This window comes from Bifidobacterium oedipodis (assembly GCF_012932425.1).
GTDB classification, from domain to species: domain Bacteria; phylum Actinomycetota; class Actinomycetes; order Actinomycetales; family Bifidobacteriaceae; genus Bifidobacterium; species Bifidobacterium oedipodis.
The window spans coordinates 36,937-63,917 of record NZ_JAAIII010000003.1; the positions used below are offsets into that span (position 1 = coordinate 36,937).

Consider the following 26,981-nt stretch of genomic DNA (forward strand, 5'->3'; position numbering starts at 1 on the left):
CCGACATCCTGCCGCACCATGACTACCGACACCTACGGAACCCCGTTTAGACGCATATCTCGCCATCCGTAGGTGTTTGTCCCCATGAAACGACACTAAGGACAATTGAAAAACGTTGATATTCCGCGGTTCTTCAGACCACACTATTGCCAGCCACGCACTCTCGTACACCTACGAAGGCCGATTTATACCGCTATTCGCACCTCCGTAGGTGTCCCAATAAAAAACAGGCCCGTGCGCGTGTGGATGAATAGGAAAATACCACACAGGCACGGGCCCGAAGGATGCGCTTGGCTTACCGTTCGACGAACGATAAGGGCGCTAACAACTCACTTCTGCCAGCCGACGAGCGTCGGATCGGTGGAGGTGAAGCCGGCGGGGCCCCAGTTGGCCAGGCCCTTGGTGACGGCGTAGAATCCGGCAGGAACATCCATCGGCATGGTGCCGTAGAGTTCCAGTGCAGCCTTTTCGGCCTTGTTCGCAGCCTTCACGGCTTCGTCCTGATTTTCGATGGTGCCCGGCACCTTGGCCAGCTTATCGATTTCGTCGGAGCCGACGAAGGAGAAGTTGGATTCGGACTTGGAGCCGTACAGCTGGGTCATGTTCAGCTGGCCCCACGGGCTGTTGGCCTGCCATGCCATGGTCGTCACGTCGTAATCGTGGTTGTTCATGGTGTCGGCCCACTTGGAGTTGTCCTTGTTATCAAGCGTGATCTTGATACCGGCAGCCTTCATCATCTGCTGGTAGGCCTTGGCGATGGCCGTCGTGGTGGCGGAGTCGCCGAAGTAGGTGAAGCGCACGTCGAGAGTCTTGCCGTCCTTCGCGAAGTAGCCGTCGTCGCCCATCTTGTAGCCGGCGGATTCCAGCGTCTTCTTGGCGCCTTCGACGTCGAGCTTCTTGGCAGCCTCCGGGCGGTTGTCCTCATAGCCCTTCTGGAAGATCGGGAACACTTCGGAGCCGGCGTCTTCAGGCGTCCAGTTCAGGCCCTGGAAGTGGATCTTGTTCATGGTCTCGCGATCGTAGGCCTGGTTCAGGGCCTTGCGCACGTTGACGTCCTTCAGCGGGCCGGAGGAACCGTTGAACACGTACACGTTGGTTTGCAGACCGTAGCCCAGACGGATCTGGGAGTCCTTGCGGCCGCGCACGGTCTTGAGGCTGTTGGCGTTGGAGAACGATACGGAATCGATTTCACCGTTCTTGAACGCGTTGAGCATGGCGGTGTCTTCCATGTACTTGTAGGTGATCTTCTCCAGCTTCGGAGTTGCACCCCACCACTTGCTGTTGCGCACGAAGGTGGCACCGTCTTTGTCGGCCTTCTGCACGGTGAACGGGCCGGCACCCCACTCATCGCTGTGCGGGTTGTCGATCCAGCCTTCGGTAAAGACCTTGGGATCGGTGGCCTGCGGCGGGTAGAGGCCGGTGAACACGGACTGCCACGGATAATACGGAGAGGCGAAGGTCACCACAGCCTGCTTGGCGTTTGCACCCTGCTCCACGCTCTTAACAGAGGAGTAGCCATCGGTGCTCGGCGGGTTGTAGGCCGGGTTGGAGCCGTTCATGACTTCCCAAGTGGACTTGAATGCGGTCCAGTCGATCGGGGTGCCGTCGTTCCAGTTGGCCTTGTCGTTGATGGTGTAGGTGACGGTCAGCGGGTTCTCGTTGGTCACCTTGGCGTCGGTGATGTAGTCCTTGTTCCAGGTCATGTTGCCCTTGAGATCGAACTTGACCAGGGAGGGCATGTACCAGCTCCACAGCTCGCTCATGTATCCGGTGTTGCCTTCCACGCTGAACGAGTTCCAGTTCGGCGTGTAGGTGGTGGCCATGTGCAGCTCGCCACCGTCCTTGATGTTGTCGCTATCCTGCGGGTTGTTGTAGGCCTTGTCCGGATCAGGCATCGAGTACTGGCCCTGATAATCCGACTCGAAGCCGGAAGCCGGCTCAGCAGCTCCGACCTTGGCGTCGTTGGTAGCTTCGCCGTTGTTGGTGGCGCCGCAACCGGACACCAGCATGGCGAAAGCCGCCACGGCGGCGCTGGCGACGGACAGTCGCTTCAGTAATTCGCTATTCATGGTTGTTCCTCTCTTGGGGGTTGCCAGACGATAATGGCGGTTGCCCGCCAACGCGTTCCTGGGTGCAAAGCCGCCTGGCCGCCTTGCACCGTTGATATGGAACGCACGACTTGTTGTATTTATTGCGGAGCCGTTCGCCGCTTGGGGCGAGGGCAATTCATGAAGGCATGAAAGTATGTCAGCTGACCTGCGCGAAATGGCAGGCGGCAACATGATCCGGCTGCCATTGCTTGAGCGCCGGGGGCTGGGAATCACACATGGCCCGCTGTTCCTCGCTCAACGTCAGCCGCAACGGGCAACGTGAGGCGAACGGGCAGCCGGCGATGCGCTCGGTGGGGCTGGGCAGTTCGCCCTGCAGCACCACGCGATGGCGTTGGCGTTCGGCAATCGGGTCGGGCACCGGCACCGCGCTCATCAGCGCCTGAGTGTAAGGGTGCAGCGGATGTTCGAACACTTCGGTGGTGGTACCGCTTTCAACGATGTGGCCCAGATACATCACGGCCACACGGCTGGAGATGTGGCGAATCACCGACAGGTTGTGCGCCACGAACAGGTAGGCCACACCCAGTTTGTTCTGCAGGTCCTCGAGCAGGTTGATCACGCCGGCCTGAATGGATACGTCCAAAGCGGAAACCGGCTCGTCGAGCAGCACAAGCTTGGGGTTGACGGACAGGGCTCGTGCGATGGCGATGCGCTGGCGCTGGCCACCGGAGAACTGCGTGGGGAATCGATCGACCTGATCGGGGTTCAATTCCACCAGCTCCATCAGTTCGCCGATGCGGTCGTTGATGCGTTTGCGATCCCAGCCGAGCGCTTTCAACGGTTCGGCGAGCACGTCATAGACAGGCAGACGCGGATCGAGGGAGCTCATCGGATCCTGGAAAATGTATTGCACGCTATGGTGCAGTTCGCGACGCTGGGCCCGCTTGAGTCCCTTGGTCACCGGCTGGCCGAACAAGGTGATGCTGCCGGATTCGGGCTGTTGGAGGTTCATGATCTCGAGCAGTGTGGTCGATTTCCCGGAGCCGGATTCGCCCACCAGAGCGACGGTCTCCCCTTCGCGCACGTCGAGCGTCACATCGTCCACCGCATGGACTTCACCGATTTTGCGGCGAAGGAAACCACCGGAGGTCAGCGGGAAGGTTTTCTTCAGATGCTGCACGTCGAGCACCACGGCACGGCGTTCGCGTGGCACGCCGGCGAACTTCGAGGCGACGCCCTTGCCCACTTCGTATACGTCTCGGAAGGTCAGGCCACGATCGAGAATCTCGCGAGTGCGATGGCATGCGGCCGACTGGCCGTTGCGTCCGGGCACTGGCTCCAGATTCGGCTCATTGGCGCGGCAGGCGTCAACGGCCAGAGGGCAGCGCGGTGCGAACGGGCAGCCGGTGGGCAGCGCGGCAAGGTTCACCGGGGAGCCTGGAATCGGCACCAGTCGGTCGGTTTTGTCGCGATCCGGGCGCGGCACGGCACCCAGCAGGCCCATCGTATACGGCATAACCGGATGGGCGAAGATGTCTTCCACCGATGCCTGTTCCACAGGGCGACCGGCATACATGACGACAATCTGGTCGGCGACGCCGGCGATCACGCCAAGATCATGGGTGATGAAGATCAGTGCGGCACCGGTTTCACGCTGGGCTTTCTTGAGCACGTCAAGCACCTGGGCCTGAATCGTGACGTCCAGTGCGGTGGTGGGTTCATCGGCGATGATGACGTCGGGATTATTGGCGATGGCCATGGCGATGACCACACGCTGGCGCATGCCGCCGGAGAACTGGTGCGGATAGGATTTCAGCCTTTCCTTGGCGTTGGGGATGCCCACCAGTTCCAGCAGTTCGATCGAACGCCGTTCCACTTCATCTTCAGGCATGCCCGGATTGTGGATGACCAGCGCCTCCTTCATCTGCTCGCCGATGCTGTAGACCGGAGTCAGCGCCGAAAGCGGATCCTGGAACACCATGGCGATGCCGTCGCCGCGGATCTTGCTCATTTCGGCATCGGTTTTGGTCAGCAGTTCTTCGCCACGGAAGGTGATCGAACCGGTTACCTTGGCGTTGGAGTCCAGCAATCCCATGATCGACATGGAAGTGACGGACTTGCCGGAGCCGGATTCGCCGACGATGCCCAGCGTCTCGCCGCGGCGCAGGTCGAAGTTCATGCCGCGCACGGCACGCACGGTGCCAGCTTCGGATGCGAAGCTGACGTGCAGGTCGCGCACGCTGAGCACTACGTCGCCTTGGGCTGCGGCGGTGCGTTTGGGAGACTGGTTTTGTGCCGCCGAGTTGTTGGTGGACTTGGTTTTCCTGAAGAACATGGTCATCCTCTGCCTCTCACTCGGCCTTGCCGCCGGAACGGGAATACGGATCGATGGCGTCGCGCAGTCCATCGCCGATCATCTGCACGGAGAAAGTGAGCAGGATCAGCACGATGGAGGGGAAGATCAGCACCCATGGAGCGGTGAGGATCACGGACTGGCCTTCGTTGAGCAGCGTGCCCAGCGAGGTGTCCGGAGCTTTGATGCCCAGACCCAGGAAGCTCAGTGAGGTTTCGGAGCCGACGGCACCAACCACGCCCAGCACGGTGTTGATGATGAGCACCGAACCCAGGTTCGGCACCAAGTGACGCACGATGATGCGGAAGGGGTTCACGCCCATGAATTTGGCGGCGTGCACGTAATCAAGTTCGCGCAGGCTCATCGTCAGCGTGCGCAGCACACGCGCGTAGCCGATCCAACCGAAGGCGGTCAGGCCGAAGGTCAGCCACAGCCAGCCGGAGGTGCCGGCGGACGAACGCACGATCATGGCGATCAGCAGGAAGGACGGCACGACCAGGAGCATATCGAGCAGCCACATGCCCACCTTTTCGAACCAGCCTTCGAAAAAAGCGATGGCCGTGCCCAGAATGGCGGCGATGGCGGTGGTGGCCAGCGAGCTTAGGATGCCGATGCTCAGCGAACGACCCAAACCACGGACAATCATGGCGTACAGGTCAGAGCCACCGGCCGTGGTGCCCAGCCAGTGATCGGCACTGGGTGGGGTGCCCAGCGACATGAAGTCAAGCTCTTCATAATCCCATTTGCCGATTTTCGAGCCGAACAGTGCGAAGAAAATCAGAATCAGCAGCAGCACCAGTCCCGCCACCGCCGAGGGGCGGCGGAAGAAGCGGCGGACATACAAGGTCATACGTCCGGTGCGGTGAAATTCACGCTTGGTCTGCGACGCAGTAGTTTGTGTTGCGGCTTGCGACGCATCTTGCGCTGCGGAATGCTTGTGCTCAGTATCGTTTGTGTTGTCTGTCATGGTCAATCGCCTTGTCCAATCAGCTCGAATCAGCTCAAACGGATGCGCGGATCAAGCCACGCGGAGAGGATGTCGGCCAGCAGAGCGCCAGCCAGCGTGCACACGCCACCGAACGCGGCGATTGCAGTAGCACCGTTGATGTCGTTGTTATTGATGGTCGTGACGAAGTAACGGCCCAGACCATTGATGGCGAACACGGTTTCCGTAATAACCGCACCAGTGAACACGCTTGCGATGGAGAAGGCGATATTCACCGTGGTGGGGATCAGGGATGTGCGCAGCGCATGCTTGCGAATGGCCTGGTTCAGCGTCAGTCCCTTGGCACGAGCCGTGCGCACATAATCAGCATTCATCGTGTCAAGCAGATAGGTGCGCTGCGTCAGGTGATAGCTCACCGCGCCAGGAATCGTGATCACGATAGTGGGCAGCACAATATGCTGCAGGAAGTCAACAAACCACAGCCACGGGTTGCTGCCTTCATAACTATGCAAACCGGTGACGAAGAAGATCCTGGCACCGGCGGCATTGTTCAGCGCGATAGCACCGAAGGCCACGAACAGGCCAAGCACCGCAGGCGGGATAACAAGGAAGAAAGTGGCCACGACGTTCAGCGCACGATCCTGCCACTTGTACTGGCGGATAGCGGTGTATACGCCGATACTCACACCGATGAGGATAGACAGCACGGTGGCGATCGTCACCAGCTGCACGGATGCGGAGATACGCGACGCCACAGCCGGGCCAACCGGAGACTGATCAGGCGCCAAACCCCAATCCCACTTAGTGACAACATTTTTCAACCAGTGAAGATATCGGATGATTATCGGCGTCTGGTCGTTAATATTCGCGTTATCCAGAGAACGGTTAACGGACTCAACCGGCGGTTGAGGATGACGCGACATGTAGTTCGAACGCGGATCCATGAACGCGCTCGCGAGGAAATAGGTCATCGACACCGCGACGAACAACATCACTGCATAATTGACGATGCGCTTGATGATATATTTGAGCACTCGCTTTTCTCCCCACCCCACAGAAAATAGCTAAATCGCGTTTAGTGATACCCCCCCCGCAAGCATATGCAATAGGTGTTCACTATATGGACAGCTTGCGTTGTGGAAGATTATCGGCATTTCTCAGTAATTTCAAGGCAATTGCCCAGCTGAAAATTTTTTCGAACCGGTTTCTTGTCGCACAGGTCTAGTATTTCAGCCTCGTTTACGGTATAAGCGACAACAACGGAGGCAATACCATGACCAACGACACTCAGGTGCAGGCCGTCAGCAGTGATCAGCTGAAGTCTTATAGCACCGCATTCAACCAGGATCGCGCCAATCTTGTGGCCGCCGACGCGGCGGTATCCGCCGGCGTGCTCAAGGCGGCCACCAGCTATCGCGGCGTGCGCGAACTGCCGCGCGAGTTCTCGGTCGAACTCAAGCAGGGCTCCATCACCAACCAGAAGCATTCCGGCCGCTGCTGGATGTTCGCATCGCTCAACACCCTGCGCTATGAGCTCATGCATACGTGGAATCTCGAGGATTTTGAATTCTCCGAAACCTATCTGTTCTTCTGGGATGCCATCGAGAAGTCGAACACCTACCTTGAGCAAGTACTGGCCACGCTGGACGAGCCGACCGATTCCCGCCTGTTCCAGATCATCAACGATGAGCCGGCTTCGGACGGCGGCTGGTGGCAGATGTTCGTCGCGCTGGTGAACAAGTACGGTCTGTGCCCCAAGTCCGCCTACCCGGAGTCCGCCAACTCCGAGGATTCCGACGCGTTCAAGCAGTATCTGGGCATCAAACTGCGCGAATTCGCTGCCGAACTGCGCCGCAAGCATGCGGCCGGCGCCACCGTGGATGAGTTGCGCGAACTTAAGCGCGAGCAGATGTCCGTCGTGTATCGCATTTGCGCGATTTCGCTGGGCGAGCCGCCGGAACGTTTTGATTGGATGGCGCGTGTCAGCGATGACGACAAGAATGACGATGCCAAGAAGACTGACAAATCTGAAAAGTCTGACAAATCCAGCAAGTCCGGCAAGGACGAGCGCAAGCAGATCGTCGAGCACGGCATCACCCCGCTGGAGTTCGCCGCCAAGTATGTGCCGGTGAACGTCAACGATTTCGTGACGCTGTGCAATGCGCCGATGGCGCAGACCCCGTTCCTCAAGCGCTACCGCATCGCCTACACGGCCAACGTGGTCGAAGCGGGCGATATGGAATTCGTCAACGTGCCGCTTGACGTGTTCAAGAAGGCCGCCGTCAGCCAGCTGGCCGCCGGCCACCCGATCTGGTTCGCCTGCGATTGCACGCAGTTCTCGCTGCGCCATGAGGGCTTCTTCGACCGTTCCGTGGTGCGCGCCGATCGCCTGTTCGGCACCGAATTCACCTTCGACAAGGCCGACGGCCTGGAATATGCCGAGCGTCCGAGCAACCATGCGATGACGTTGACCGGCGTGAACCTGGACGCCGACGGCAAGCCGAACCGCTGGAAGGTGGAGAACAGCTGGGGAAAGGACAACGGCAAGGACGGCTACTACGTGGCCTCCGATGATTGGTTCGACCGCTATGTCACCGAAATCATCATCCGCAAGGACTTCCTTGACGAAGCAACCCGCGCCCTGACCTCGGCCGAGCCCGTAGAACTGCAGCCCTGGCAGGCACTCACCCTCGCCTCCCCCTGCGCCTGATCCGTCCAAGCGATAGCGCATTCACGCCTGCATGCCGTCGCCGCCGCCCATTCTCCAGGCATTACACTGGTACCAGCGACAGAATCGGAGGCGACGGCATGGCAGTGGATTATTCCGCAGTGACGAACTGTGGCAATGGTATTTGGCGCACGGCCGGTGCATGCATTATTGATCGCACCGGTCGCAAGCGCTTGCCAATCGGCGACGACGGATTCGAACGCGCGATCAGCGGTTCCGTTGTCATCGACAAAACCATGCTTATCGCGGATGTTCTTGATAGCGGATACACTGCGACGCTGTTCTGCCGCCCTCGCCGATTCGGCAAAACCTTGAATCTCACGATGATGCAGTCGTTCTTTGAGATTCCACCGGACGGTCGCAGCCGTGCGCCCCTGTTTGAGGGCACTGATATCTGGCAGGCTGCTGAAGGCACCTACCAGCAATATCAGGGTGCTTATCCGGTGATTGCGTTAAGTTTGCGCACGGCCAAGGGATTGACATGGCAGCAGACCTATGATGCGTTGAAGCAGACGATCATCATGGAGTATGAACGTCACCGTTATCTTATGGAAAGCAATATGCTCTCCGTAAATGAAAAAGCGTTTTTCAATGCGATAGCTTCCGGGCAAGCAGATAGTGGAGCATTTGCCGCATCGCTGGAACGGTTGGCGGGTATGCTCAGAGCCCATCATCGCAGTCCTGTTGTGGTGTTGATCGACGAATATGATGCTCCCGTGATGGCCTCCTATTCGGCACCCAACGGAGGGTATTACACCGAAGCAGTCACATTCCTCAAAACTTGGTTGACAGGAACGTTGAAGGATTCCGGAAAGGCGCTTGCTTTTGCCTGCCTTACCGGAGTGCAGCGTATCAGTAAAGAATCCATTTTCAGTGATTTGAACAATCTTGCTGTTAATACGGCTCTCTCCAACGAATTTGATGAACGCTACGGATTTACCGAATATGAGGTGCAAGCATTAGCCGCGTATCTGGGCTACCCGGATTGCATGACGCAGGCCCGCCAATGGTACGACGGTTACCGTTTCGGCAGCATAGATGTTTATAACCCTTGGAGCATACTCAACTATTTCAAGCAGGGTTGCGCACCGGATGTGTATTGGGGTAACACCTCTGGCAATTCCGTAATCGGCGAATTGGTTCATGGCGCTGATACCGCTACATTATCCAAAATCTATGAACTGATGGAACCCAACGGCATGGTTGTGGCTCCGCTCGACCTAGGAATCGTGTTTCCTGATATTGGAGCACATTCCGAGGCGATCTGGTCGATGTTGTATCTGGCCGGTTACCTGACCACTGAAGATACGGCTGCTCCTGGCATGACTACGCTTGCACGGCGTTTGCACATCCCAAACCTGGAAATTGCCAGCCTCTATCACGCGGAAATCATCGATCGTTTTGTCTCAGAAGCCGGAGGCACCAATCGGTTGGAATCATTCCAAACCGCATTGCGCAACGGAGATGAATACACACTCTGCCAAACGCTCACCGCGATATTGCGCGATTCGACTTCAAGCTTCGATCTGACGAATGAAAACGCATGTCATATGCTGCTTATCGGCCTTTGCTTCGGCATGCCCGGATACACCGACCCCACATCGAACAGGGAAGCCGGATATGGTCGTTACGATATTCGTTTAACTCCAGCCAACAGTAATTCTCCGTTGCGATCGTTCGTCGTTCCTGAACATCGTCCGATGATTACCATCGAGCTGAAGTTCCTGCCTCAAAAATACAGCACTGATGATGCCTTGGTACATGCTTTGCAGGACAAAGCTTACGAAGCTTTGCAGCAAATTATCAAACAAGCGTATGACGCAGAGCCGTTGCCGCAGGGGGCCCACAAACGTCTGCGTTGGGGAATCGCTATCGGCTCTCGCCATTGTGCTGTGACCTGTCAGTGTGTATAGCTCCCATATATACCTGCACCGGCCTTTTACACTATTGCGATGGTGCCCCGACTGTTGATTGATCGTGGCACCATCGCAATTAGTTCAACTGTCCTTCTCAAGTATCGCCATCAGGTTTTGCAACCTGCACTTGAATTGAATCAGGCGACGGGCTTGGATTCGTCGGCTTGGTAGTCGAAGAAGTCGAAGTCGGCGCAGCGCTCGTGCAGCGAGGCGTCGGTGACGGCCACGCCGACCATCGTGCCGGTGAACTCGCCGAACTTGCAGTATTCGTCGGAGAAGGTGGTGGTGTCGAACTCGGGGCCGATCTTAGTCCAGTTCTCACCGTCGTAGCCCCACTCGAACCAAGTGCGACGGCCTTCGATGTTCAGACGCATGTAGATCGGCTTGTCTTCGACGGCCACGCGGGTGTCGAGCATCTCGGTCTTCTCGCCGTTCTCCAGGCGCACCAGCGAGATGGCAGAGCCGCCGAGCGTCTCCGAATAGTACTTGCGCAAGAAGATGTTGTTCATGTTGTCGTAGTAGATCACCAGACCCGCGGAATGCTGGTAGACCTCCGGCAGGAACTCCATCTTCGTGGTCACCGTGGCGTACACGCTGGTGAGTTTGCGGGCCACAAGGCTCGTGCGGTTGAGCGAAGCCAGTGACTCCTGCCCGCGCACGCGCAGCCATCCCGGACGCTCGGTCACGTTCGCGAAGGTGGTGGGCATGAGGCGCGGCGAGTAGTACCAGTTGCCCAGCTCGCCACCATCGAAATCATCAAACGCAGGGATTTCAGGCATCGGCACATCAGGCAGATTCGGTTCCTCGACTTCGAGCTTGGCAAGATTCGACCCGTCAGCCATGCGCAGCCAACCATCCTCGGTCCACGTCATCTTCTGGATCGCGGTCTCACGGCCGAGCGTGCAGCGCAGTTCAGGCGTGAACGGACGCGAGGTCAGGTGCACCAGATAGGTCTCGCCGTTCGGCAGGTCCACATAGGAGCCATGGCCTGACTTTTGCAGCACAGAATCCGGGTTGTAGTAGCGGGGCTTCAAATGGTCGTCATCCGCGCGCTCGTTGGATTCGACCGGTTGCGAGGTGACGATCGCGCCCTGCGGGTCCGGCTCGTACGGACCCCACACGTTGCGCGAGCGGCCCATGGTGACGGCATGGTTGTAGCCGGTGCCGCCCTCGGCGCACATGATGTAATACCAGCCGTCGCGCTTGGTCAGGTGTGGGGCTTCGATGCAGCCACGATCGGTGGCGCCGCGCCAGATGCGCTTGGGGTAACCGACCACATGCTGGGTTTCGGGATCGTATTCGACCATGCAGATCACGCCCGGCTTCTCGTAGCCTTCGCGGGTCTCCCATTCGAGCGAGACGATGTACTTCTTGCCGTCATCGTCATGCAGAATGGACGCGTCGAAGCCGGAGGAGGTGAGGTAGACCGGCTCGCTCCACGGGCCTTCGATGCTCTTGGACTTGATGAGGTAGTTGTCCACATCGAAATACCGTGCGTTCATGGAGTTCATCACGCCGTAGATCACGTAGAACATGTCCTCATCCTCGTTGTAGGTGAGGCATGGTGCCCAGATGCCCTTGGCGGACGGCAGCTTGGTGAGGTTCGGCTCGGTGTCGTCGGTGAGGACGTGGGTTTTGAGCTCCCAGTGCTTCATATCCTTGGAATGGTAGACGGGGATGCCGGGGAACCATTCGAAGGTGGAGACGGCTACGTAGTAGTCGTCGCCTTTGCGGCAGATGGCGGGGTCGGGATTGAAGCCTTTGAAAATCGGATTGTGCAGCATGGTAACTCCTTTGTTTTTCGATGGTTTTTATTGTTTTGATAGTTGCGATTGTTGTAATCGTTACGATAGTGCGGTGTCCGCTGGGGTTGGCGATGTTCTATTGGCAACACGCTCCGGGCCGCTCTGGCCAAGTCTTTACGGTTGTCAACAGAACATCGCCAACCCCAGCTCGTTGAGTGCTATCAGTTGCGATTGCGCGGTGGTCACCGGCTCGTTGGGTGCCATTAGTTACGATTGCGCGGTGGGTACCGGCTCTTTGGGTGCTATAGGTTCCGATTCGTCCGATTAGTTGCGGCCGGAGGGGGTGGGGAACCAGGTTTGGGCTATGCAGCGGCCTAGGTCCCAGGCGTCCCATCCGATCCAGCCGGGGGTGTTGACGGTGTCGGTGAGTAGCTTGTAGTTCCAGTAGTAGTAGCCGGAGCCGTGGCTCCATGCTTCGAGCTGGCTCTTGGCGACTCCCTGGTAGAGGTCGCGCTTCTCGGCTGGGGTGAGGGCTTCGACCTGCGCGCCTTCCTCGCCGTTGAGCACGCTCTGGCCGCCGTGGGTGTCGACGCCGCAGCCGACCGAGTTGAATAGGCACCACTCCCCCACAATGACGGGGAAGTATTCGCTCATTTCCTTGATCATCGGCGCGTAGGTGTTGCGCACGAAATCGTCGTAGCCTTCCACGGTCTGCGGGCAGCCCATCATCTCGGCGGTCATCAGGTACTGGTGCGTGTCGAGGATCACGTTGACGAATTCGGGCGCAAGTTTGCCGTCTTCGCCGCGCATGAAGTCCTTCCACTGCCAGATGTCGAAACCGTCGTGGAACACCACGGCCTTATCTTCGGGCAGCGCGCCATGCTCGGCATCGCGCAGGCGATGGTAGGCGGTGACGTAGAAGTCCTTAAGCCAATCGAATTCGATCGGGCCGGTGCCTTCGGCAAGTTCAGGGTCAACCGCCTTGTAGCGTTCCGTCACGTTCATCATCGGCCAGGAGGTGGTGGTGTTCGGCTCGTTGATGATTTCGATGCCCATCAGGGCTTCGCGGTTGCCGTAGCGCTGAGCGAGGCGTTCGAGCACGGTGAGCACGAACTCCACCTCGTCGGGCAGCTGCGCCCACTTGCACACGCCGGAGATGCCACCGTTGTCGAAGCCGTTCTGGCTCATCGGCGCGGTGTGCAGGTCGATGAGGATGGTCAGACCGTACTTCTCGGCCCAGTTGAAGGCCTTGTCGAGCTCTTCGATGCAGCCGATGAAGGGCGCGCGGTCGCCGAAGATAAAATACGGCACGGGGATGCGCACCGAGTCGAGTCCCCAGGACTTGATGGTGGCGAAGTCGCGTTCGTTGATGTATTCCGCACGGTGGGTCTTGATGCGAGCCTCATAGACCTCCGGCGAGAGCTGGGTGGGCAAATAGTATTCGTCATCCGCGGTGGTGCCGTCGAACAGAGCCGGATTCATCCACTTCTCGAGGACGAGCCAGTTTCCGAGGTTCACACCGTTGATGTAGCTGATATCCATATGCACTCCTTTGTACTTGTGCGATCACTTTCTATTACTTAGTAATCACTTAGTTATATGATAATACATTCTTGGAGAAGCGCAACTTCGCCTGCGGGAACGTCGTGTCGAATCAGACTTTAGCCTCCTCCACCCTTAGACACCCTTTCGGAAGATGGAAGACAGAGGCCCTTAGAGGCACACGCTGCAGAGGTGATAGCATTTTCGTATGAAAACGCCATCAAAGAAGATGCCCTTGGAATTCGATCAAATCTTATTGATTCAGGCGCTTGTCTGGATAATATCGCTTGTGGTCATATGGGTATTCCCGTCAGTTCTGTCGATTTATGGCGTGCTATGGATCGTTCTCCCATGCCAGCTTCTTTATATCGGCTTCAAATCAGTGAGAGCTCATCGAGGCGTGTGTGCAAACCTGCTGACCATACTGTTCTCAGGAATATCGTCATTGATTGCGACGATGATCATCAGCACGTCGTTGAACATGCTCCGTGGGTGGAATATATACTTTTCACCGCTCGATTACCTAATACTCGGCTTCGTTTTTTCCGCAGGCGGAATGCTGCTTTCCATTGTGACGCACTGGATAAAATGTAATTAAACATCACAGTTGCCTGAGTTCTCGATTCAGGCAATCGTAACCTCATTTCTTCAACGAACGGCTCCGGCTTCGCTTTGTCATCCTGAGCGGAGGCGAAGCCGGAGCCGAAGGATCTTGAATACTGCAGCAGCCTAAACGTCCACTTAAGATTCCATTTGCGCCAACTTGGCTTTGAGCACGGCAACCTGATGCTCCAGCATTTCAATGCGCAACGCCTGTTTGGCGATAAGCTGCCCTTTCGGATCGAAGTCGCCGATAAACATCACATCTGCATCGGTATCATCGCCCAGATCCTCGGCGGGGTCAACGCTCTGCTTCCACCGGGCAAGGGCACGTTCGATGCGCTTATGCCCCACAATCTCCGGATCGAGTCCGGCGTCGCGGAAGATTCTGGTCGGACTATCACCCGCCAAATATCTGGCCGTCGCACGGCGACGAAATGCCTCGTCATACGTAATGCGTGTTTCGCTCACGTTCCTGACTGCCGGCAGCGTGCGCAAATAACGCACCTGATCCGGGCTAAACGCTTGTCTGCTCATGACCTTCCTCGCCTTCCTTTCGACTCTTTCATACGAATGTGATGCCCACGTTCTGCACGTCGACGCAAATGCCATACCGTTACTGTGCAAACAGCGATAACCCCCAATACGGCACAACCAACTGTTATTGCCACAACTGTTTGCTGCGGCTTATCATAGTCCGTTTCGTCCGGAGTGGTCGGATTGGCAATCCTGTGACCGCGCACAAGCAAACGATGCGAATTGATGCCATAGGGTGTGCACGTAATCAATGTGGCCAGGTCTTCGCCCGGCTCAATGTTGAGGTTGGTGAAATCGTTGGGCAATACCACGTTGATTTCGTCCACTTGGTACGTCATCGTCGTATCAAGCACGTGAAACGCGAACGTATCCCCCGGCTCCAGCTCGTCCAATCCGGTCAGCAGGCGCGCGGATGGCAAGCCAGTATGCCCCGAGACCACTGCGTGCGATCCCTCGCCGCCCACGGGCAGGCTGCTGCCGAGCAGATGGCCGACCGCGATCTGCAGAACACCATCGTCGGTGCCATGGTAGATCGGCAGGCGGGTTTCGAGTTTGGGGATGGTGACGTAGCCCATGATTCCGGTGCCGGTGATATCCAGCGTATCTTCATAGGCTTGTTTCGTCTCGTCGCTTGGGTGCATGGCATCCATCCAACGACCTGACTGATTCGCCTGCGCCGAAGCCAGCAGCTGAGCGTTATACTCCTCGGCTTTGGCGAGAATGCTCTCGCGTTCCGCTTTGCCCATATCATCCGTTGTTTCGATGTATGTGGCGACCGCACGCGACTGATGCATCCGGTTCCACGTATCCGCCACCGTCGGATACGCGACCAATCCCACTCCCACCAACAGCAGGAGCACAAAAAACACAACCATGCACCGCAGCCCGATATCAACGGGCTTGCGGTGCTTGGCCATACCGCCGTTTGCGTTATTCGGCATACTGTTTATCGCTTGTTATCGCCGCAGGGGCCGATCAGTGACGTTCGCGGCGCAGGTGACGGATTGCCAGAGCTGCGAATAGCAGTACCAGCATCACGCCGGCCACACCGGTTATAGTGGCACCGGTTTTGGAGATGTCATCGGGCGGCGTGCGGTCATCCGGCGGATTTGTGGGAGGATCCTTGCGATCGGGCGGAATCGTGGGCGGCGTATAGGTGTTGGTGATGGTGTACACGTTGCCTTCACGATCCACGCTCACGGTGTATCCGTCCGGCACCGACTTCTCGACCACGCTCCACTCATGGTCAGGATCAAGCCCCGTCCAGATATGCGTCCAATTATTGGATTCGTCGAGCACGACCTCGTCGTACACTTTTCCGTCCCTGAGCAGTTGGACGACAACCTGACTAGGGCGTTTGTGCTCCGAGTCGTTGCTGTCTTCCCAGACCTTGACGACCTTGATCTCAATATCCTTTTCAGGAGGGGTAGGCGGCGTGGTCTCACACTCGGTCTTCGGCTCAACCGTCACATTGATGCCCTCGACCGTATTAGCCTTGTCCGTGCTCGTCGGCAAAGACACCAGTAACGCACCCGCATCGCACGACAGTTCGCTGTTTTTGTACGAGCCGTACACCAGCAGATACAGGCCATCCGGCAGGTTCGAGAACTTGTACTCGCCATCCGCAGCGGTTTCACCCGACGCCAGCGGTTTGATGCCGTCGAGCTGCGCGTACGAGGCAAGCGTATTCGCCAAATCACGCAGCTCATTCTGACTCATGGTGGTCAGGTCGGGCCAAGCAACGTCATATTTCTTGAACGCCTCGGTCGGCTCGGCCTGCCAATCCTTGGACCATGTGGCGACCCGGTACAGGTCGACCTTCACACCGGGCACGGGATCACCGTCATGCTTATATTCGAACGTGATCGACCCCGAACCGGTCACGGTCTGTTCATCGGCATGGGCGACATTGCCCAAACCCGCTATACACAATAGGGAGGCGAGCAACGCAGCCAGACACGCCAGCCACCCCCGCAGTCTCCTGGAACCAGCAGCCATCGAAACCCTCTCCCTCAACAATATGAAAAACCTGGAATGTACCCTCCTCCCATGCCGAACCATCATCGTCCGGCACGGGAAGAGAGCGAACGCCCCGTCATAACCCCGACGGGACCAGGGGTTCAATTATTGCGATATATACCGGTGAACCGTGTTGGTTCAGTTTGGCTCAGCGACGGCTCTGACGCTTACGCAACGTCACAGCCAAGCCAAGACCCGCAAACACAACCACAGCCGCACCGACCACATACAGGATCGTCGTACCCATACCACCGGTCTCCGGCAGTTCGGAACCCGATGTATTCTCCACCTCTACGGTGTTATTGGTCACAGCAGTCACCGAACCGTCGACATGCACTGCGCCATTGTGAGCAGTACCTTTAATCTCGACCGTAATCGGGGAGGTAAGCTTGTTATATCCTTGAAGAGGTTCTGTCTCCCACAGGTAGTACGTACCGGAGTCCAAGCCAAACAGTTTGAACTTGCCATTAGAGTCGGTGACAAACTCAATCATGCCTGATTCATCAGCCTTGGCCACGCGGTAGCTCTTAATACTCGTACCAGTCTTCTCCACGAACTCAATAGGAGAATTGCTCTCTAAGTCGGTGGTGAGCTTGAATTTGACTCCTGCAAGCGGGGTCTTATCACCGTCTTCAAGCGTGTACTTGAACACATCGAAATCCCACACATAGGTCGTAGTCGTAGACTCCGGCGTATGGCTGGTGTAATCCTTCTTACCGTAGTCAAGGTATGTCTTGTTCGGATTACCATCTCCACGAATCACGGCATCCTCATTGACCGTGGCAGTATACGACACCACGAGCTGGTCACCGGCCTTGAGCTCCTTGAGCACAGCCTCCGAGAACGTCACCGTGAACGTATCCTTTTCTTCGGTAGTTGTGCCATTCGGAGCATAACTCTGGGCGTTTTCACCGGTGAGTACCTGATAATCAGTGTCCTTAGTCAGCTCAGTTGTCGTATCTCCGCTAATCTTCTCAATCTTGGTCACCGTTCCGAAAGTCAAACCATCGCTGAGCTTATCGTGCAGCACGTAGTTAGTTGCACCCGCCTGCGCAGTGATTGTCGTCCGGAAGTTCACCGTATCGCCAATCTTTGCGTCGTTTTCGCTATCCCAAATGTTGCCCTCTTGAACCTTCTTGAGGACCTCCGGAACCTTGTTCTTGTCCTTGATCGTCACGGTCTCAGCCGCAGTATCAAGCATCACCAGAGAACCCGTCGTAGACGTCACCAAGTAATATCCCAAATCAAGACCCGAAATCGTCACCGATGTATCAGTCGCACCAGCCGTTGCAGACTGATCAGGTGTGATCTGTGAATCAGCATGTTCCGTGTTGTACTGATCCATATATGTGATGGCGGCATCAGCAAAGTTCTTCGCCGCAGCATCGCCCGTGAACGATTCCTTGGGCGTAACCACACGTGGGTTACCTTTGACCGATACCTCCACGTACGAAGTACCCGCCCCATTGCCAGTCACAAAACCAAACCACGGGCTGTCTTCAGCAATCGTATACGCGACCTTTTTATCATCACCATTCCCGGTGTACGAAGCTACGCCGAAAATCCGGTACGCATCATACTTCTGACCTGAATTCGCCGGATTGACTACAATCGAACCAGTACCGGTCTTTTCAGCAATCCCAGCAGGTTCATCCGCGTAAGCAGATGCGGTAATCACACCACCAGTTAGCAGCATCGCGATGGCGGCGAGTATGCCGACCAGTGTTTTCCATATTCTTCTCATAATCGGTTCCTTTCAAACCGGCTCACACCCATTGTGAGTACGAGCAAAATCTTGTATTTGTTCCGGCATCCATGGCATTCCCGGTCTGTTGGACGGCAATGCCATGGACATCAGGTCGTTGTTAGTGTCGCCTTGCACGGCGGCTTCGCCGCCAAGTCGAGGCCACACCCATGCTCGCCACCGCAAGCACCGTAATTCCCGCCAACACGATCATCTGAGACCCCAGCCCGCCAGTGGACGGCAAAAGCGGATATCCAAATGAGTTCGTGAACTTGGCGACAGGCGTTACACGACTGTTTGTGGTAGAGGTAGCCCCCCACGTTGATTTGGACTCTTCAGATTCAGGCCCCTGACCAGCATCGTTCGTATTACGGGTTAGCGTCGCTACAGCCTTTAATGCATTGTTGCTAGGCTGAGTCTCTCGACTCACCGTCACCGACAATGTGTACTTCGCTTGCGAATACGTCATGCCTTTAATCGCATCATCGGGCTTAATCTCACTTATCTCATAAGTGAAAACGAACGGTATGCGATAAGACCCACTAGGATTATGTGGAGGATCAGACGGCCAACCGATATCATTAAACAAACGTGCCGTATACGTGATTACACCGAATGAAACATCCGTATTGGGTTGGCTAACTGTCACAGTGCAGCTGCGCTTTTGACCCGCGTCCGCTTCCGAATCGCAGCTCACGCCCTCACCGGAAGGCAATGGGGTCACAACACTGCCTTTACTCACCCCCTGGTAGACCATTTCCGTTTCTTTGCTCGTCGTTAATTTGAACATGAACGTACCGTTTTCCGGCCAATCTCCACCTTCAACAGTCTTCATTACCGAAAGAGGAACTTTCACGTTCTGAGCATTCGGCTTGTTCTTCATCAACACAGTGGTGGTGCCAGAGAACAGATTGTTCAATGAAGTGCCCTCAACAATCTCCTGTTTGTTCTCAGACGATATCCCATCGCCGTAGTTCTGCATGATGGACAGGTTCGACCATCCTGATGTCGTCAGCAGCGTGACACCGGTGAAGCTAGTATCCGTCGCAGAATCATCAGAGGGACCATACTGCAGCAAAGCATTCTTGGCATACGACAATTTCATAGACTGTTCTGGATTCGCGTTAGTCCAAGTCCATGTGCCGTTATCCGACAAAGTTCCAGTCTGCAGCGTGGCGGTGATGTCGCTCAACGTCCGGTCAAGCTGGTCTTGCGACGCGAATTCATGCATGGTTCGCACTAAAGACCCCACGCCACGACGGACATGCACATTATCGTCCTTGTCCGTGGTTGCATCGCCAGCGTCGGCATACACGCCAGTATCGTCGACAATCACTTTCACAGGTGTGTTTACTTTGTCATATCCATAAGGCGCGCTGGTCTCAACAAGATAATAAGTGCCTTTTTCTAATACTGATGCATCTTTACCAGATGGGAACATTGCACCGCTATGCATCAGAAGCGTTCCGGCGGAGTCTCCCAGTTCCGTTCCTGTTATCAGGTCAGGCACGGTGGTCACTTGATCGTAATAGTTCTTTGTACCCGTACTGGAATCTTTTCTGGGGTTCGGAACCGTCACCGTGCCATTATCGTTGAATGTCACCTGATCGCTGGTATACAACGTAAACGTAGCGGTGAATCGCTGGTCTGTATCAGTAAGAGGTTTCCAATTCTCGTCCGTCTTCTGTACGAAAAGACGGTTTTTGATATTCGGAACCTTCAGGTTCAGCGAGAATAGTCGCATCCACCTATCGTTATCCTTATCACCCTCCATGAACAGACGATATGTATTATCTTTAGAAGCACCCGCTAGGGTTTTCGATTCAGTGAAATAGTAGGCGACGGTGTACTTGGTCTCGGATACATTGCCATTCGTTCCTGCAAGCAAGTTGTAATACTTGCTGATATCACCAGGAAGTTCCGGAATACTAGCCTGGTACCCGCCGGATTGGCCCACATGGAACGTATACGCAGTCCCTTCCTTCTTCGCGGCTTCGACCACGTCCGTGATACCGCCTGTGGGGCTGATTGGTGTGGGAGAATATCCATCAAGAGAATTGCCGGACAGCACTTGCCAGTTCTCGGATTTCTCCAATCCACTCGCCCCTTGGCCGGTATATTTCAGAATCACTGCGAACAGTAGGCCATTGTCAACAACATGCTCAGGAATCTGATCGCCATATTCCGTAGTGCTGCCGGATTCACTCAGTTTGTATATTTCATGTGGTGCCGTCACTAACACGCCTGCATTCGCATAGGCACCCGTAGTCCAGATATTATTCCCCGTTTCCGAGGTGACATAGCCACCGAATTCTCCACTGTCCGATGATGCTGGATGATAGTCCAGCCGTATATCGCCGACCGAACGATAACCTTCAGGAGCACTCTTTTCCCTTAGCACATACTTCGTATACTGCTTCGGGTTATCCCTATATATGTCATCGAACGAAAGTGGCAGATCGCTATCATTCTTATCCATCAACAACAGTTCACCGTTGTTGTCGGTCGTTCCCGTAGCAACCAGTTCTTCATTTTCCTCGACATCGACGCCATACAAATCAAACGTCACGCTAGGAATGGTATTGCCTGACTGATCAACCTTGGTGACCAAGCTCTGGGGTATAGTCACCAAGTTGAACTTCAACGCCATATTGGAATCCTGATGACCACGTTCCAAGTAGAAGAACTTCAGCGTGTGGTATGTGTCATCTTTGAATACATACTGTCCAGGCTTCGTCTCAGTCCAATCCTCAGCTTTAAAGGACTTTGCATCTATGAAGGCTTGCGCCAACGTGGTGGTTCTTGTTCGTGTGATTGTCTCGCCAGCAGTCTCACCCTTTTCCGTTTTAGGATCACCGTTTTTATCCAACGCATCACCATATGTGACCGTACCGGTTGAGAAATCAATGTTGACGCTCACGGGATCATGGATGCCGCCCAAATCAGCCACCAGCACGCCATCAATGTAAATCCACACATCATCGTCGCCGGAGAATTGGTAGGACATAGGCTTGTCATTTACCATGCCTCCGTTCTGTTGAACGAATCGAGTGGACATGGTTAGACCGAAATGGTGGTTCCATTTATCGTTATCCGACGCATTGTTCACATATACGATTTCGCCTTTATCATCCTTGACTACGTTGCCATTGGCATCGAGTTTAGGCTCTTTGGCAGGTTTGCTTTCGATGTCATTGCCATCACTCGTCAAGTTAAATACCTGACTGGCAGTATTGAAGGGGAAAAACTGGGTGCCCAAGCCTGCGGTGCTGTTTCCACTGTAAATAGCACCCCTGGTATACAGGTCAAACTTGTTTTTTGTTTTGTTATACGACGCGAAGTTCTTCCTACTGTCGTAATAATAGTATCCATCCTTATCAACCTGCAGCAGATTGCCGACACCGCTGTACGACTGTTTGCCGTCAGAGTACTCCGTCGGATCAAACAAATAGGACAACGACTCATTCGTCGTATCCGTCTCTCCTGAAATCCGCTGGTCTTCACTTGCCTTGCGGAACATCACATAATCATCATTCGGATCTTCAGTACCAGCGTTTTTATTGTTACTATCGCCAGACAAAGTCGGATAGCCGCCTTCCAGCTTGTCCTTCACTATGCCTGTTCGCGGACCACCCTTCTCATATTTCCAGCTATCTACATCCTGTCCTGAAACGCCTTTGTAGTAGTTGTTCTTCGCGTCATCCGCATCTGAAAGGTTCCTCTGACTGCTCCTCGTCCAAAAATTAGCGTAACCGCGATCCTGCACACTACATGTCTTGCTGCTGCCATTTTGACAAGCATTGTAATAATTTTCTGGATTGGCGTTCTTTAAGAATTTCAGTGCATGATCCTTATTGATGTAGGCATCGTATTTGTTGCCTTTCGAAGTCTGATCCGATTCCGTCCAGTAATCGAACAGATTAATCGACGTACCAGCAGGAGACACCGTGTCATTGACAAGGAACTTATCAAAATCGCTATCTTGCAGCTGAGTGTCAGCCACTGCGGATGCCTCATCCTGCTGAGTGGTGGTGTCAGCATCGGTGCTGTCAGAATCCGTGTCGTCATTGGTATTGTCTGTATCAGACGCATTTGTTGAACCGGTGTTGCTATCGGCAGCACTATCCGACTCGCTGTCTGGCATAGTGGACTGATCCGGCTGAGTGTTCTGTTCCTGATTGTCTGCTGTGGAGTTATCGGTTGTTTCAGACTGATCGGTTACATCAGTCTCGTCAATCGCATCAGACTGGTCTGTCGAAACGCTGCCATCAACGGTCGTGCCATCGGTATAGACCTCGGTCGTTGGATCGGTCGGTTCCATGCCGGAGGCCACGCCCGACACGGCTCCAAGGCTCAGAAGTATTCCCGCTGCCGCTAATACGGCCACTACTCTATGGCCAACGCCTTTGTTTCCTCGCATGGAACACCTCCATATTCCCGTTCCTCGTGGGGCCGCTTCGCCCGACGTACACCACGGGAATTCTCACTACTTTCTTGCTTAAAACAGATACCCCCCCTCGACGAAACGGGTTAACCCCCTTTTCAAGCGTGGTTAACCTGCTGTTAGGCACTATATGTTCCGATTATCGTTAACTCATCGCAAACTGGTTCTTCCCCCGAAGTGCAATGCACGAAGCACCGGGGTATCTCAGCCGCCTCCATATACGAAAAAGCGTCTTGTGGGCCTCCCTCTATTGGGAAAGCTCACAAGACGCTTGGAAACCGTCAGATTATTCTTCATTCCAGCCTGTTACAACCGTGGTAACTGGCGGAATTCTTTGGTTTTGACTAGTTTTACTTCGCTCTGTCAGGCAGATCCGATGGCGTTACTTGACACCCTTGATCATCATGATGAACACGCAGCCGAGCAGGGCGAAGAAGATCGAGATCGGGAACGCCATCGCATAGCCGAGGGTCACCGTGATCACGGACATGAACACCGGGCCGAGCATCTGGCCGAGCGTGGTCGCCAGGTTCAACACGCCGAGGTCCTTACCGGCCTCTTCCTTGTTCGGCAGCACGTCCACGTTCAGCGCCTGGTCAACCGACGAATACACGCCGTAGCCGAGGCCTGCGATGCCGGCGTAGAGGAACATGCCCATGGTGGTCGGCATGATCCACGGCATTGCCATGCCGATGGCGAACAGCACGGATGCGGCCACAACCGGCACCTTGCGGCGGCCAATGAGATCGGAGATCGGGCCGGCGACCAGCGAGCCGCCCAGGGAGACGACCATGGTGATGACGGACATGGTGGCCATGGCGGCACCGGCCGCCACATCGTCGAGGCCGATGTACTTCTGGAAGATCAGCAGCTGGTAGACGGTGATCATCTGGTAGCTCAGCAGCATGCAGATACGGCCGGCGAACGCCTTGTAGAAGTCGTGGGCCGTGGAGAACTTCGGCGGGCGGAAGCTCATGAGCACATCCTTGACGGTGCCCTCATCCTTCGGCAGGAAGTCGGCGGACGCCTCCTTGGGCACGATGAGGACGGCGACGAGACCGCCGAGGAACATGAGCACGCCGGCGAGGATGAATCCGGGGAAATGGTTCAGGATGAACGCGGAGCCGATGAGGGTGCCGATCGGTGCGCCGCAGGTCTGGCCTGCGCCGAAGAATGCGGACATGGTGCCGCGCACGTTCATTGGAATGCGGTCGGAGATCATGGCGACCAGCGGGGCGATCATGGCGTTGAGGCCGAACATGCACGCGCAGTAGACGATGGTGATCAGCACCGGGTTGGTCAGCATGCCAGTGAGGAACAACGTGACGCCGCCCAACACAGCACCCAAGAGAATGAACGGTGTACGACGGCCAATCTTTGCGCGGCAGCGATCGGAGAAGTTGCCGAACATCAGGTTGGAGACAATTAGGTATCTATATCGAGTTTGACAAGTACTTGAACTTCTTTGTTTTCAAGTGCTCTCGCAACATGAGGCTGAATCGTACATTGCGTCAATCATTGATTTGTTCCGGTAAATGTCCGGTATCCTGCGAAGCCTGTTTCAGAGCGTTGAGAGGCCGTGCCCGCGTATCCTATGCCGTCCGTGAACCTGTACGGTTCCTGTACAAGTTCGGCCACATGCGCGGCTGCAATGCGCCTTGTATAACTTGTAATAACCTGTACTACTTGTATTACTTGTATATGTGTAATAGCAATTACACCAACAGTGGTTTTAGAAAAACATCGGCAGTGCCATTAGAGACACACTCGATATTCAGCTGCAATACCACTATGCTGTATACTGCAATTACATCAATCACTGGGTTGAAGGAAAAGAAGCCCCCGCAGCGGTTGCGTCGCTACGGGGGTGATATGGAAAATCAGGAAGGATTCTCCGCGTAAAGCATACCATACGTGGAGGGAGAGGGCATGGAGCCGATGGGTTTCAACAATGATGATCGCGTATGGGGACTCGTTGCCCAAGGTCGGCTGACCAAGCCGCGCGGCAATAATCCGCTCACCGATTCGTTCTCGCTGAGCGTCCTGCTGTACATGGCGCACAACACGTACGACTGGCCCCCGGATGGCAAGCTCAAGCGCCTGCGCGTCCCATGCCGCCTCTACACGCGAGGCTGGCGAAGCATTAGCGAAGCGATGGCCCTGACCGCGATAGATGCGGACAAGCTCGCGAACGCCACCGAGGAAGAGGCCGAAGCCATGATGGAAACCCGCGAAAACAATGCAAAGGGGCGCATCAGCAAGGCATGGGCTTTCCTGCGCGAACAGGGGTTGATTAAGAAGATTGACCCGCAGCGGCCCGGCATGAACGCCGCGTTCCTGCTCCTATTGGGCGATGACGAGGAAAACCGCGCGTGCGAGGCATGGGCACGCGAATGCCTGCAAGGCAAACGATAGGAAACCCCACGCCGGAAACGAGAAAAAGCCCCCTCCCCCAAGCCATAAGAGACTTGGAAAAGGGGGCTTGGATTACCTGTTGATTACATCGGCGTGCTTCGGCTGGCCGACGTTACCCACATTAACCAAGGCGTCGAGCCACGCATTGGTCACGCCAACGGCCTTGAACGCGCTGTAGGCGATCTGGATGCCGCCAACCACGGCAAGGATGCACGTGACCCAATCACCGGGGTTGGCGGGAACGCCGCCCACGAAACCGGTCACCACACCGGCCACGATGCTCACGATGAGCGCAGTCCAGCGAGCGGCCACACCGCTCATGGTGTTCGTCTTGATAAGCTGCACGAGCCACGGGATCACCAGCACGCTGATGACCGTCGCCACGGCCTGGATAACCGTCATAATGCTTCCTCCTTGTACTCGGTGTTGGCAAGGCCCGTGTCCGGAATGGACGGATCGGCCTTGCTGATTTCATTGGTTTTGTCGGGCGTGATGCCCATGTTCCTGTGCCCTTCGAGCATTGCGCCTGTTGCGACCGCCATAATTCAGTCCTCCTTCAAGGCGTTAAGGAAAATGGTGCGCTGCGCCGCCGTACGGAACGCCGTGGTCGGAATCTCGCCGAGGCCCATGTTCTTGTAATCCACCTTCACCTCTTCGACCTGCGCGTCGGTCAACGCCTTCACACGGCCCGTGGAGGGGAAGAAGATCCATGAATCGTTGGCGTCCTGCGCCCGGAGGATACGAGGCACAACGTTCGCCAACCTCTTGAGTGTTTCGTAGGGATTGCCGAACGGCTGCTTGTTGTTGTCGCCCGCATTCCTACCCCATACGGCGTAGAAGATGTTGCTTAAATCCTGGTTGCTTACTGCCATGTCAGTTCCTTCCAATATTTGGTTTGCTCTGTCGATGATCTGCTGGTACGGCAGGCCGTTCACGGCCAGATCGGGGCAAGCGGCGTGCGTGGTGCCCGGTATCTCGCGATGCAAATAGACGTTGCCGTTGAGTCCGTCGTGGTAAAGCTTGCCAAGGCCGTAACGGCGGGAAATGTCGGCGCACAATTGCGCACTGGTTTCGATGGTCTCGGCCGTCATGGGAATGCCGGCCATGCCACCCTGATGTTCGATGGTGATGCCCGAGCAATCGCTGATCCAGTTGGCGTCGGCCCATGAACCGTTATCCTCATCGACCCATTGCAATACCTGCGTGCCGCCCACGCCGTAATGCGATGCGGCACCGAAACTGGCCTGTTGGAAGCAGCTATCGGTGCCCCACAGCCAGCCGACCATGATGTGCAGGGTGATGTGATCGACCTTCCAACCCCTGCGCCCGTCGTAATGATTTGGCGACCCTCGCCACAGGGCCATTGCCGAACCCGTCATTGAAACTCCTTTCAGTCAGCGGGTACGAAAAAGCCCCGGCCCCACACGAGTGGGATCGGGGCAAAAACAAAAAGCGGACGGGAAGGGCGGGCTAATCGTCGTCATCCTCGTCCCCATCCGGGCCGGGGGCGACATGGGCCTTCTTCACATCCTCGTAAAGACTTGAAATGATGCCGTTCTCCCCCAAAGCCTCATAGGCGCAGAACATGTCATGGAACAGCCGCTTCGTCTCGACGGGCATATAGCCGCGTTCCGCCACCCACTGGTGGTGCATCTCCACCAACTGGGCGCGCAACTGCATCTGCATACCCCTGCGCAACGCAGCGTGCTCCTCGTCACGCCGCCGCTCCTCCTCCAAGCCGCGACGCCGATATTCCTGCATTTGCTTCCACAGAAGTCCGGCGACCACGGCCAGCACGCCGGTCACGGCCCATTCGGCCAAATCGAAAATGAAACCCTCCAAGGGCATCACCTGCTTTCTTTCTCGGTAATGTGAAACCCCCACGCGCAAACCGCATGGAACGGCCGTGCGACGCGGGGGATTTTGAAAGGTGAAAAAGGG

19 protein-coding genes are annotated in these 26,981 nt (G+C 56.0%); 3 read left to right on the top strand and 16 right to left on the bottom strand.

The features are described from left to right. Positions 1–329: 329 nt before the first annotated feature. The 4 genes from G1C95_RS05105 to G1C95_RS05120 form a co-directional block, all read right to left on the bottom strand. On the bottom strand, positions 330–2,069 hold the full coding sequence (locus tag G1C95_RS05105) for an ABC transporter family substrate-binding protein (RefSeq protein ID WP_169171892.1): 1,740 nt from the start codon (positions 2,067–2,069) through the stop codon (positions 330–332). Between the two features lie 178 nt (positions 2,070–2,247). Then, positions 2,248–4,386 carry a dipeptide ABC transporter ATP-binding protein gene (locus G1C95_RS05110; protein ID WP_205832731.1) on the bottom strand — a complete coding sequence of 713 codons (2,139 nt, stop codon included), beginning with the start codon at positions 4,384–4,386 and terminating at the stop codon, positions 2,248–2,250. Between the two features lie 16 nt (positions 4,387–4,402). Further along, positions 4,403–5,371 carry an ABC transporter permease gene (locus G1C95_RS05115; RefSeq protein WP_169171894.1) on the bottom strand — a complete coding sequence of 323 codons (969 nt, stop codon included), beginning with the start codon at positions 5,369–5,371 and terminating at the stop codon, positions 4,403–4,405. A 29-nt stretch (positions 5,372–5,400) separates the two neighbouring features. Further along, positions 5,401–6,384, bottom strand: a complete 984-nt coding sequence (locus G1C95_RS05120) for an ABC transporter permease (RefSeq protein WP_169171895.1) — start codon at positions 6,382–6,384, stop codon at positions 5,401–5,403. A gap of 239 nt (positions 6,385–6,623) precedes the next feature. Between G1C95_RS05120 and G1C95_RS05125 the strand changes: the two genes are divergently transcribed. Both G1C95_RS05125 and G1C95_RS05130 read left to right on the top strand, forming a co-directional pair. Further along, positions 6,624–8,060 carry a C1 family peptidase gene (locus G1C95_RS05125; protein ID WP_169171896.1) on the top strand — a complete coding sequence of 479 codons (1,437 nt, stop codon included), beginning with the start codon at positions 6,624–6,626 and terminating at the stop codon, positions 8,058–8,060. 98 nt (positions 8,061–8,158) lie between these two features. Continuing rightward, on the top strand, positions 8,159–9,991 hold the full coding sequence (locus G1C95_RS05130; protein WP_169171897.1) for an AAA family ATPase: 1,833 nt from the start codon (positions 8,159–8,161) through the stop codon (positions 9,989–9,991). Between the two features lie 140 nt (positions 9,992–10,131). Here G1C95_RS05130 and G1C95_RS05135 read toward each other — a convergent pair whose 3' ends face one another. The 8 genes from G1C95_RS05135 to G1C95_RS05170 all read right to left on the bottom strand — a co-directional run bounded on the left by G1C95_RS05135 (position 10,132) and on the right by G1C95_RS05170 (position 24,051). Beyond that, positions 10,132–11,778: a glycoside hydrolase family 43 protein gene (locus tag G1C95_RS05135; protein WP_169171898.1), complete on the bottom strand. Its 1,647-nt coding sequence runs from the start codon at positions 11,776–11,778 to the stop codon at positions 10,132–10,134. Positions 11,779–12,063: 285 nt separating this feature from the next. Next, positions 12,064–13,281, bottom strand: coding sequence for a glycoside hydrolase family 5 protein (locus G1C95_RS05140; RefSeq protein WP_169171899.1), 1,218 nt, complete (start codon positions 13,279–13,281; stop codon positions 12,064–12,066). A gap of 741 nt (positions 13,282–14,022) precedes the next feature. Continuing rightward, entirely contained in the window at positions 14,023–14,418 is a 396-nt protein-coding gene (locus tag G1C95_RS05145; RefSeq protein ID WP_169171900.1) for an HTH domain-containing protein, read from the bottom strand. After that, positions 14,415–15,359, bottom strand: a complete 945-nt coding sequence (locus G1C95_RS05150; RefSeq protein ID WP_335341405.1) for a class C sortase — start codon at positions 15,357–15,359, stop codon at positions 14,415–14,417. The genes G1C95_RS05145 and G1C95_RS05150 overlap by 4 nt, the downstream gene beginning before the upstream one ends. Positions 15,360–15,393: 34 nt before the next feature. Next, positions 15,394–16,416, bottom strand: a complete 1,023-nt coding sequence (locus G1C95_RS05155; protein ID WP_169171901.1) for a Cna B-type domain-containing protein — start codon at positions 16,414–16,416, stop codon at positions 15,394–15,396. 169 nt (positions 16,417–16,585) lie between these two features. Then, positions 16,586–18,181, bottom strand: coding sequence for a SpaH/EbpB family LPXTG-anchored major pilin (locus G1C95_RS05160; RefSeq protein WP_169171902.1), 1,596 nt, complete (start codon positions 18,179–18,181; stop codon positions 16,586–16,588). 121 nt (positions 18,182–18,302) lie between these two features. Further along, positions 18,303–22,601: a SpaA isopeptide-forming pilin-related protein gene (locus G1C95_RS05165; RefSeq protein WP_169171903.1), complete on the bottom strand. Its 4,299-nt coding sequence runs from the start codon at positions 22,599–22,601 to the stop codon at positions 18,303–18,305. A gap of 406 nt (positions 22,602–23,007) precedes the next feature. Next, positions 23,008–24,051, bottom strand: a complete 1,044-nt coding sequence (locus tag G1C95_RS05170; protein WP_335341414.1) for an MFS transporter — start codon at positions 24,049–24,051, stop codon at positions 23,008–23,010. Between the two features lie 512 nt (positions 24,052–24,563). Between G1C95_RS05170 and G1C95_RS05175 the strand changes: the two genes are divergently transcribed. Next, positions 24,564–25,040: a hypothetical protein gene (locus tag G1C95_RS05175; RefSeq protein ID WP_169171905.1), complete on the top strand. Its 477-nt coding sequence runs from the start codon at positions 24,564–24,566 to the stop codon at positions 25,038–25,040. Between the two features lie 72 nt (positions 25,041–25,112). Here the strand turns inward: G1C95_RS05175 and G1C95_RS05180 are convergent, their stop codons facing one another. The 4 genes from G1C95_RS05180 to G1C95_RS05195 form a co-directional block, all read right to left on the bottom strand. Continuing rightward, a complete protein-coding gene (locus G1C95_RS05180) occupies positions 25,113–25,442 on the bottom strand; it encodes a hypothetical protein (RefSeq protein WP_169171906.1) in 330 nt (109 codons plus the stop codon). Next, positions 25,439–25,582 (bottom strand): hypothetical protein, encoded by a 144-nt coding sequence (locus G1C95_RS05185; RefSeq protein WP_169171907.1) that lies wholly within the window; start codon positions 25,580–25,582, stop codon positions 25,439–25,441. Before G1C95_RS05185 ends, G1C95_RS05180 begins: the two co-directional genes overlap by 4 nt. A gap of 3 nt (positions 25,583–25,585) precedes the next feature. Continuing rightward, positions 25,586–26,419 (bottom strand): peptidoglycan recognition protein family protein, encoded by an 834-nt coding sequence (locus tag G1C95_RS05190; protein ID WP_169171908.1) that lies wholly within the window; start codon positions 26,417–26,419, stop codon positions 25,586–25,588. Positions 26,420–26,510: 91 nt separating this feature from the next. Continuing rightward, positions 26,511–26,888 carry a hypothetical protein gene (locus G1C95_RS05195; protein ID WP_169171909.1) on the bottom strand — a complete coding sequence of 126 codons (378 nt, stop codon included), beginning with the start codon at positions 26,886–26,888 and terminating at the stop codon, positions 26,511–26,513. Positions 26,889–26,981: the final 93 nt, after the last annotated feature.

Bases quoted from the DNA above. Each gene is read 5' to 3' on its own strand.
- G1C95_RS05105 (WP_169171892.1), bottom strand. From the start codon at position 2,069: ATGAATAGCGAATTACTGAAGCGACTGTCCGTCGCCAGCGCCGCCGTG.
- G1C95_RS05110 (WP_205832731.1), bottom strand. From the start codon at position 4,386: ATGTTCTTCAGGAAAACCAAGTCCACCAACAACTCGGCGGCACAAAAC.
- G1C95_RS05115 (WP_169171894.1), bottom strand. From the start codon at position 5,371: ATGACAGACAACACAAACGATACTGAGCACAAGCATTCCGCAGCGCAA.
- G1C95_RS05125 (WP_169171896.1), top strand. From the start codon at position 6,624: ATGACCAACGACACTCAGGTGCAGGCCGTCAGCAGTGATCAGCTGAAG.
- G1C95_RS05130 (WP_169171897.1), top strand. From the start codon at position 8,159: ATGGCAGTGGATTATTCCGCAGTGACGAACTGTGGCAATGGTATTTGG.
- G1C95_RS05135 (WP_169171898.1), bottom strand. From the start codon at position 11,778: ATGCTGCACAATCCGATTTTCAAAGGCTTCAATCCCGACCCCGCCATC.
- G1C95_RS05140 (WP_169171899.1), bottom strand. From the start codon at position 13,281: ATGGATATCAGCTACATCAACGGTGTGAACCTCGGAAACTGGCTCGTC.
- G1C95_RS05145 (WP_169171900.1), bottom strand. From the start codon at position 14,418: ATGAGCAGACAAGCGTTTAGCCCGGATCAGGTGCGTTATTTGCGCACG.
- G1C95_RS05150 (WP_335341405.1), bottom strand. From the start codon at position 15,359: ATGCCGAATAACGCAAACGGCGGTATGGCCAAGCACCGCAAGCCCGTT.
- G1C95_RS05155 (WP_169171901.1), bottom strand. From the start codon at position 16,416: ATGGCTGCTGGTTCCAGGAGACTGCGGGGGTGGCTGGCGTGTCTGGCT.
- G1C95_RS05160 (WP_169171902.1), bottom strand. From the start codon at position 18,181: ATGAGAAGAATATGGAAAACACTGGTCGGCATACTCGCCGCCATCGCG.
- G1C95_RS05165 (WP_169171903.1), bottom strand. From the start codon at position 22,601: ATGCGAGGAAACAAAGGCGTTGGCCATAGAGTAGTGGCCGTATTAGCG.
- G1C95_RS05175 (WP_169171905.1), top strand. From the start codon at position 24,564: ATGGGTTTCAACAATGATGATCGCGTATGGGGACTCGTTGCCCAAGGT.
- G1C95_RS05180 (WP_169171906.1), bottom strand. From the start codon at position 25,442: ATGACGGTTATCCAGGCCGTGGCGACGGTCATCAGCGTGCTGGTGATC.
- G1C95_RS05185 (WP_169171907.1), bottom strand. From the start codon at position 25,582: ATGGCGGTCGCAACAGGCGCAATGCTCGAAGGGCACAGGAACATGGGC.
- G1C95_RS05190 (WP_169171908.1), bottom strand. From the start codon at position 26,419: ATGACGGGTTCGGCAATGGCCCTGTGGCGAGGGTCGCCAAATCATTAC.
- G1C95_RS05195 (WP_169171909.1), bottom strand. From the start codon at position 26,888: ATGCCCTTGGAGGGTTTCATTTTCGATTTGGCCGAATGGGCCGTGACC.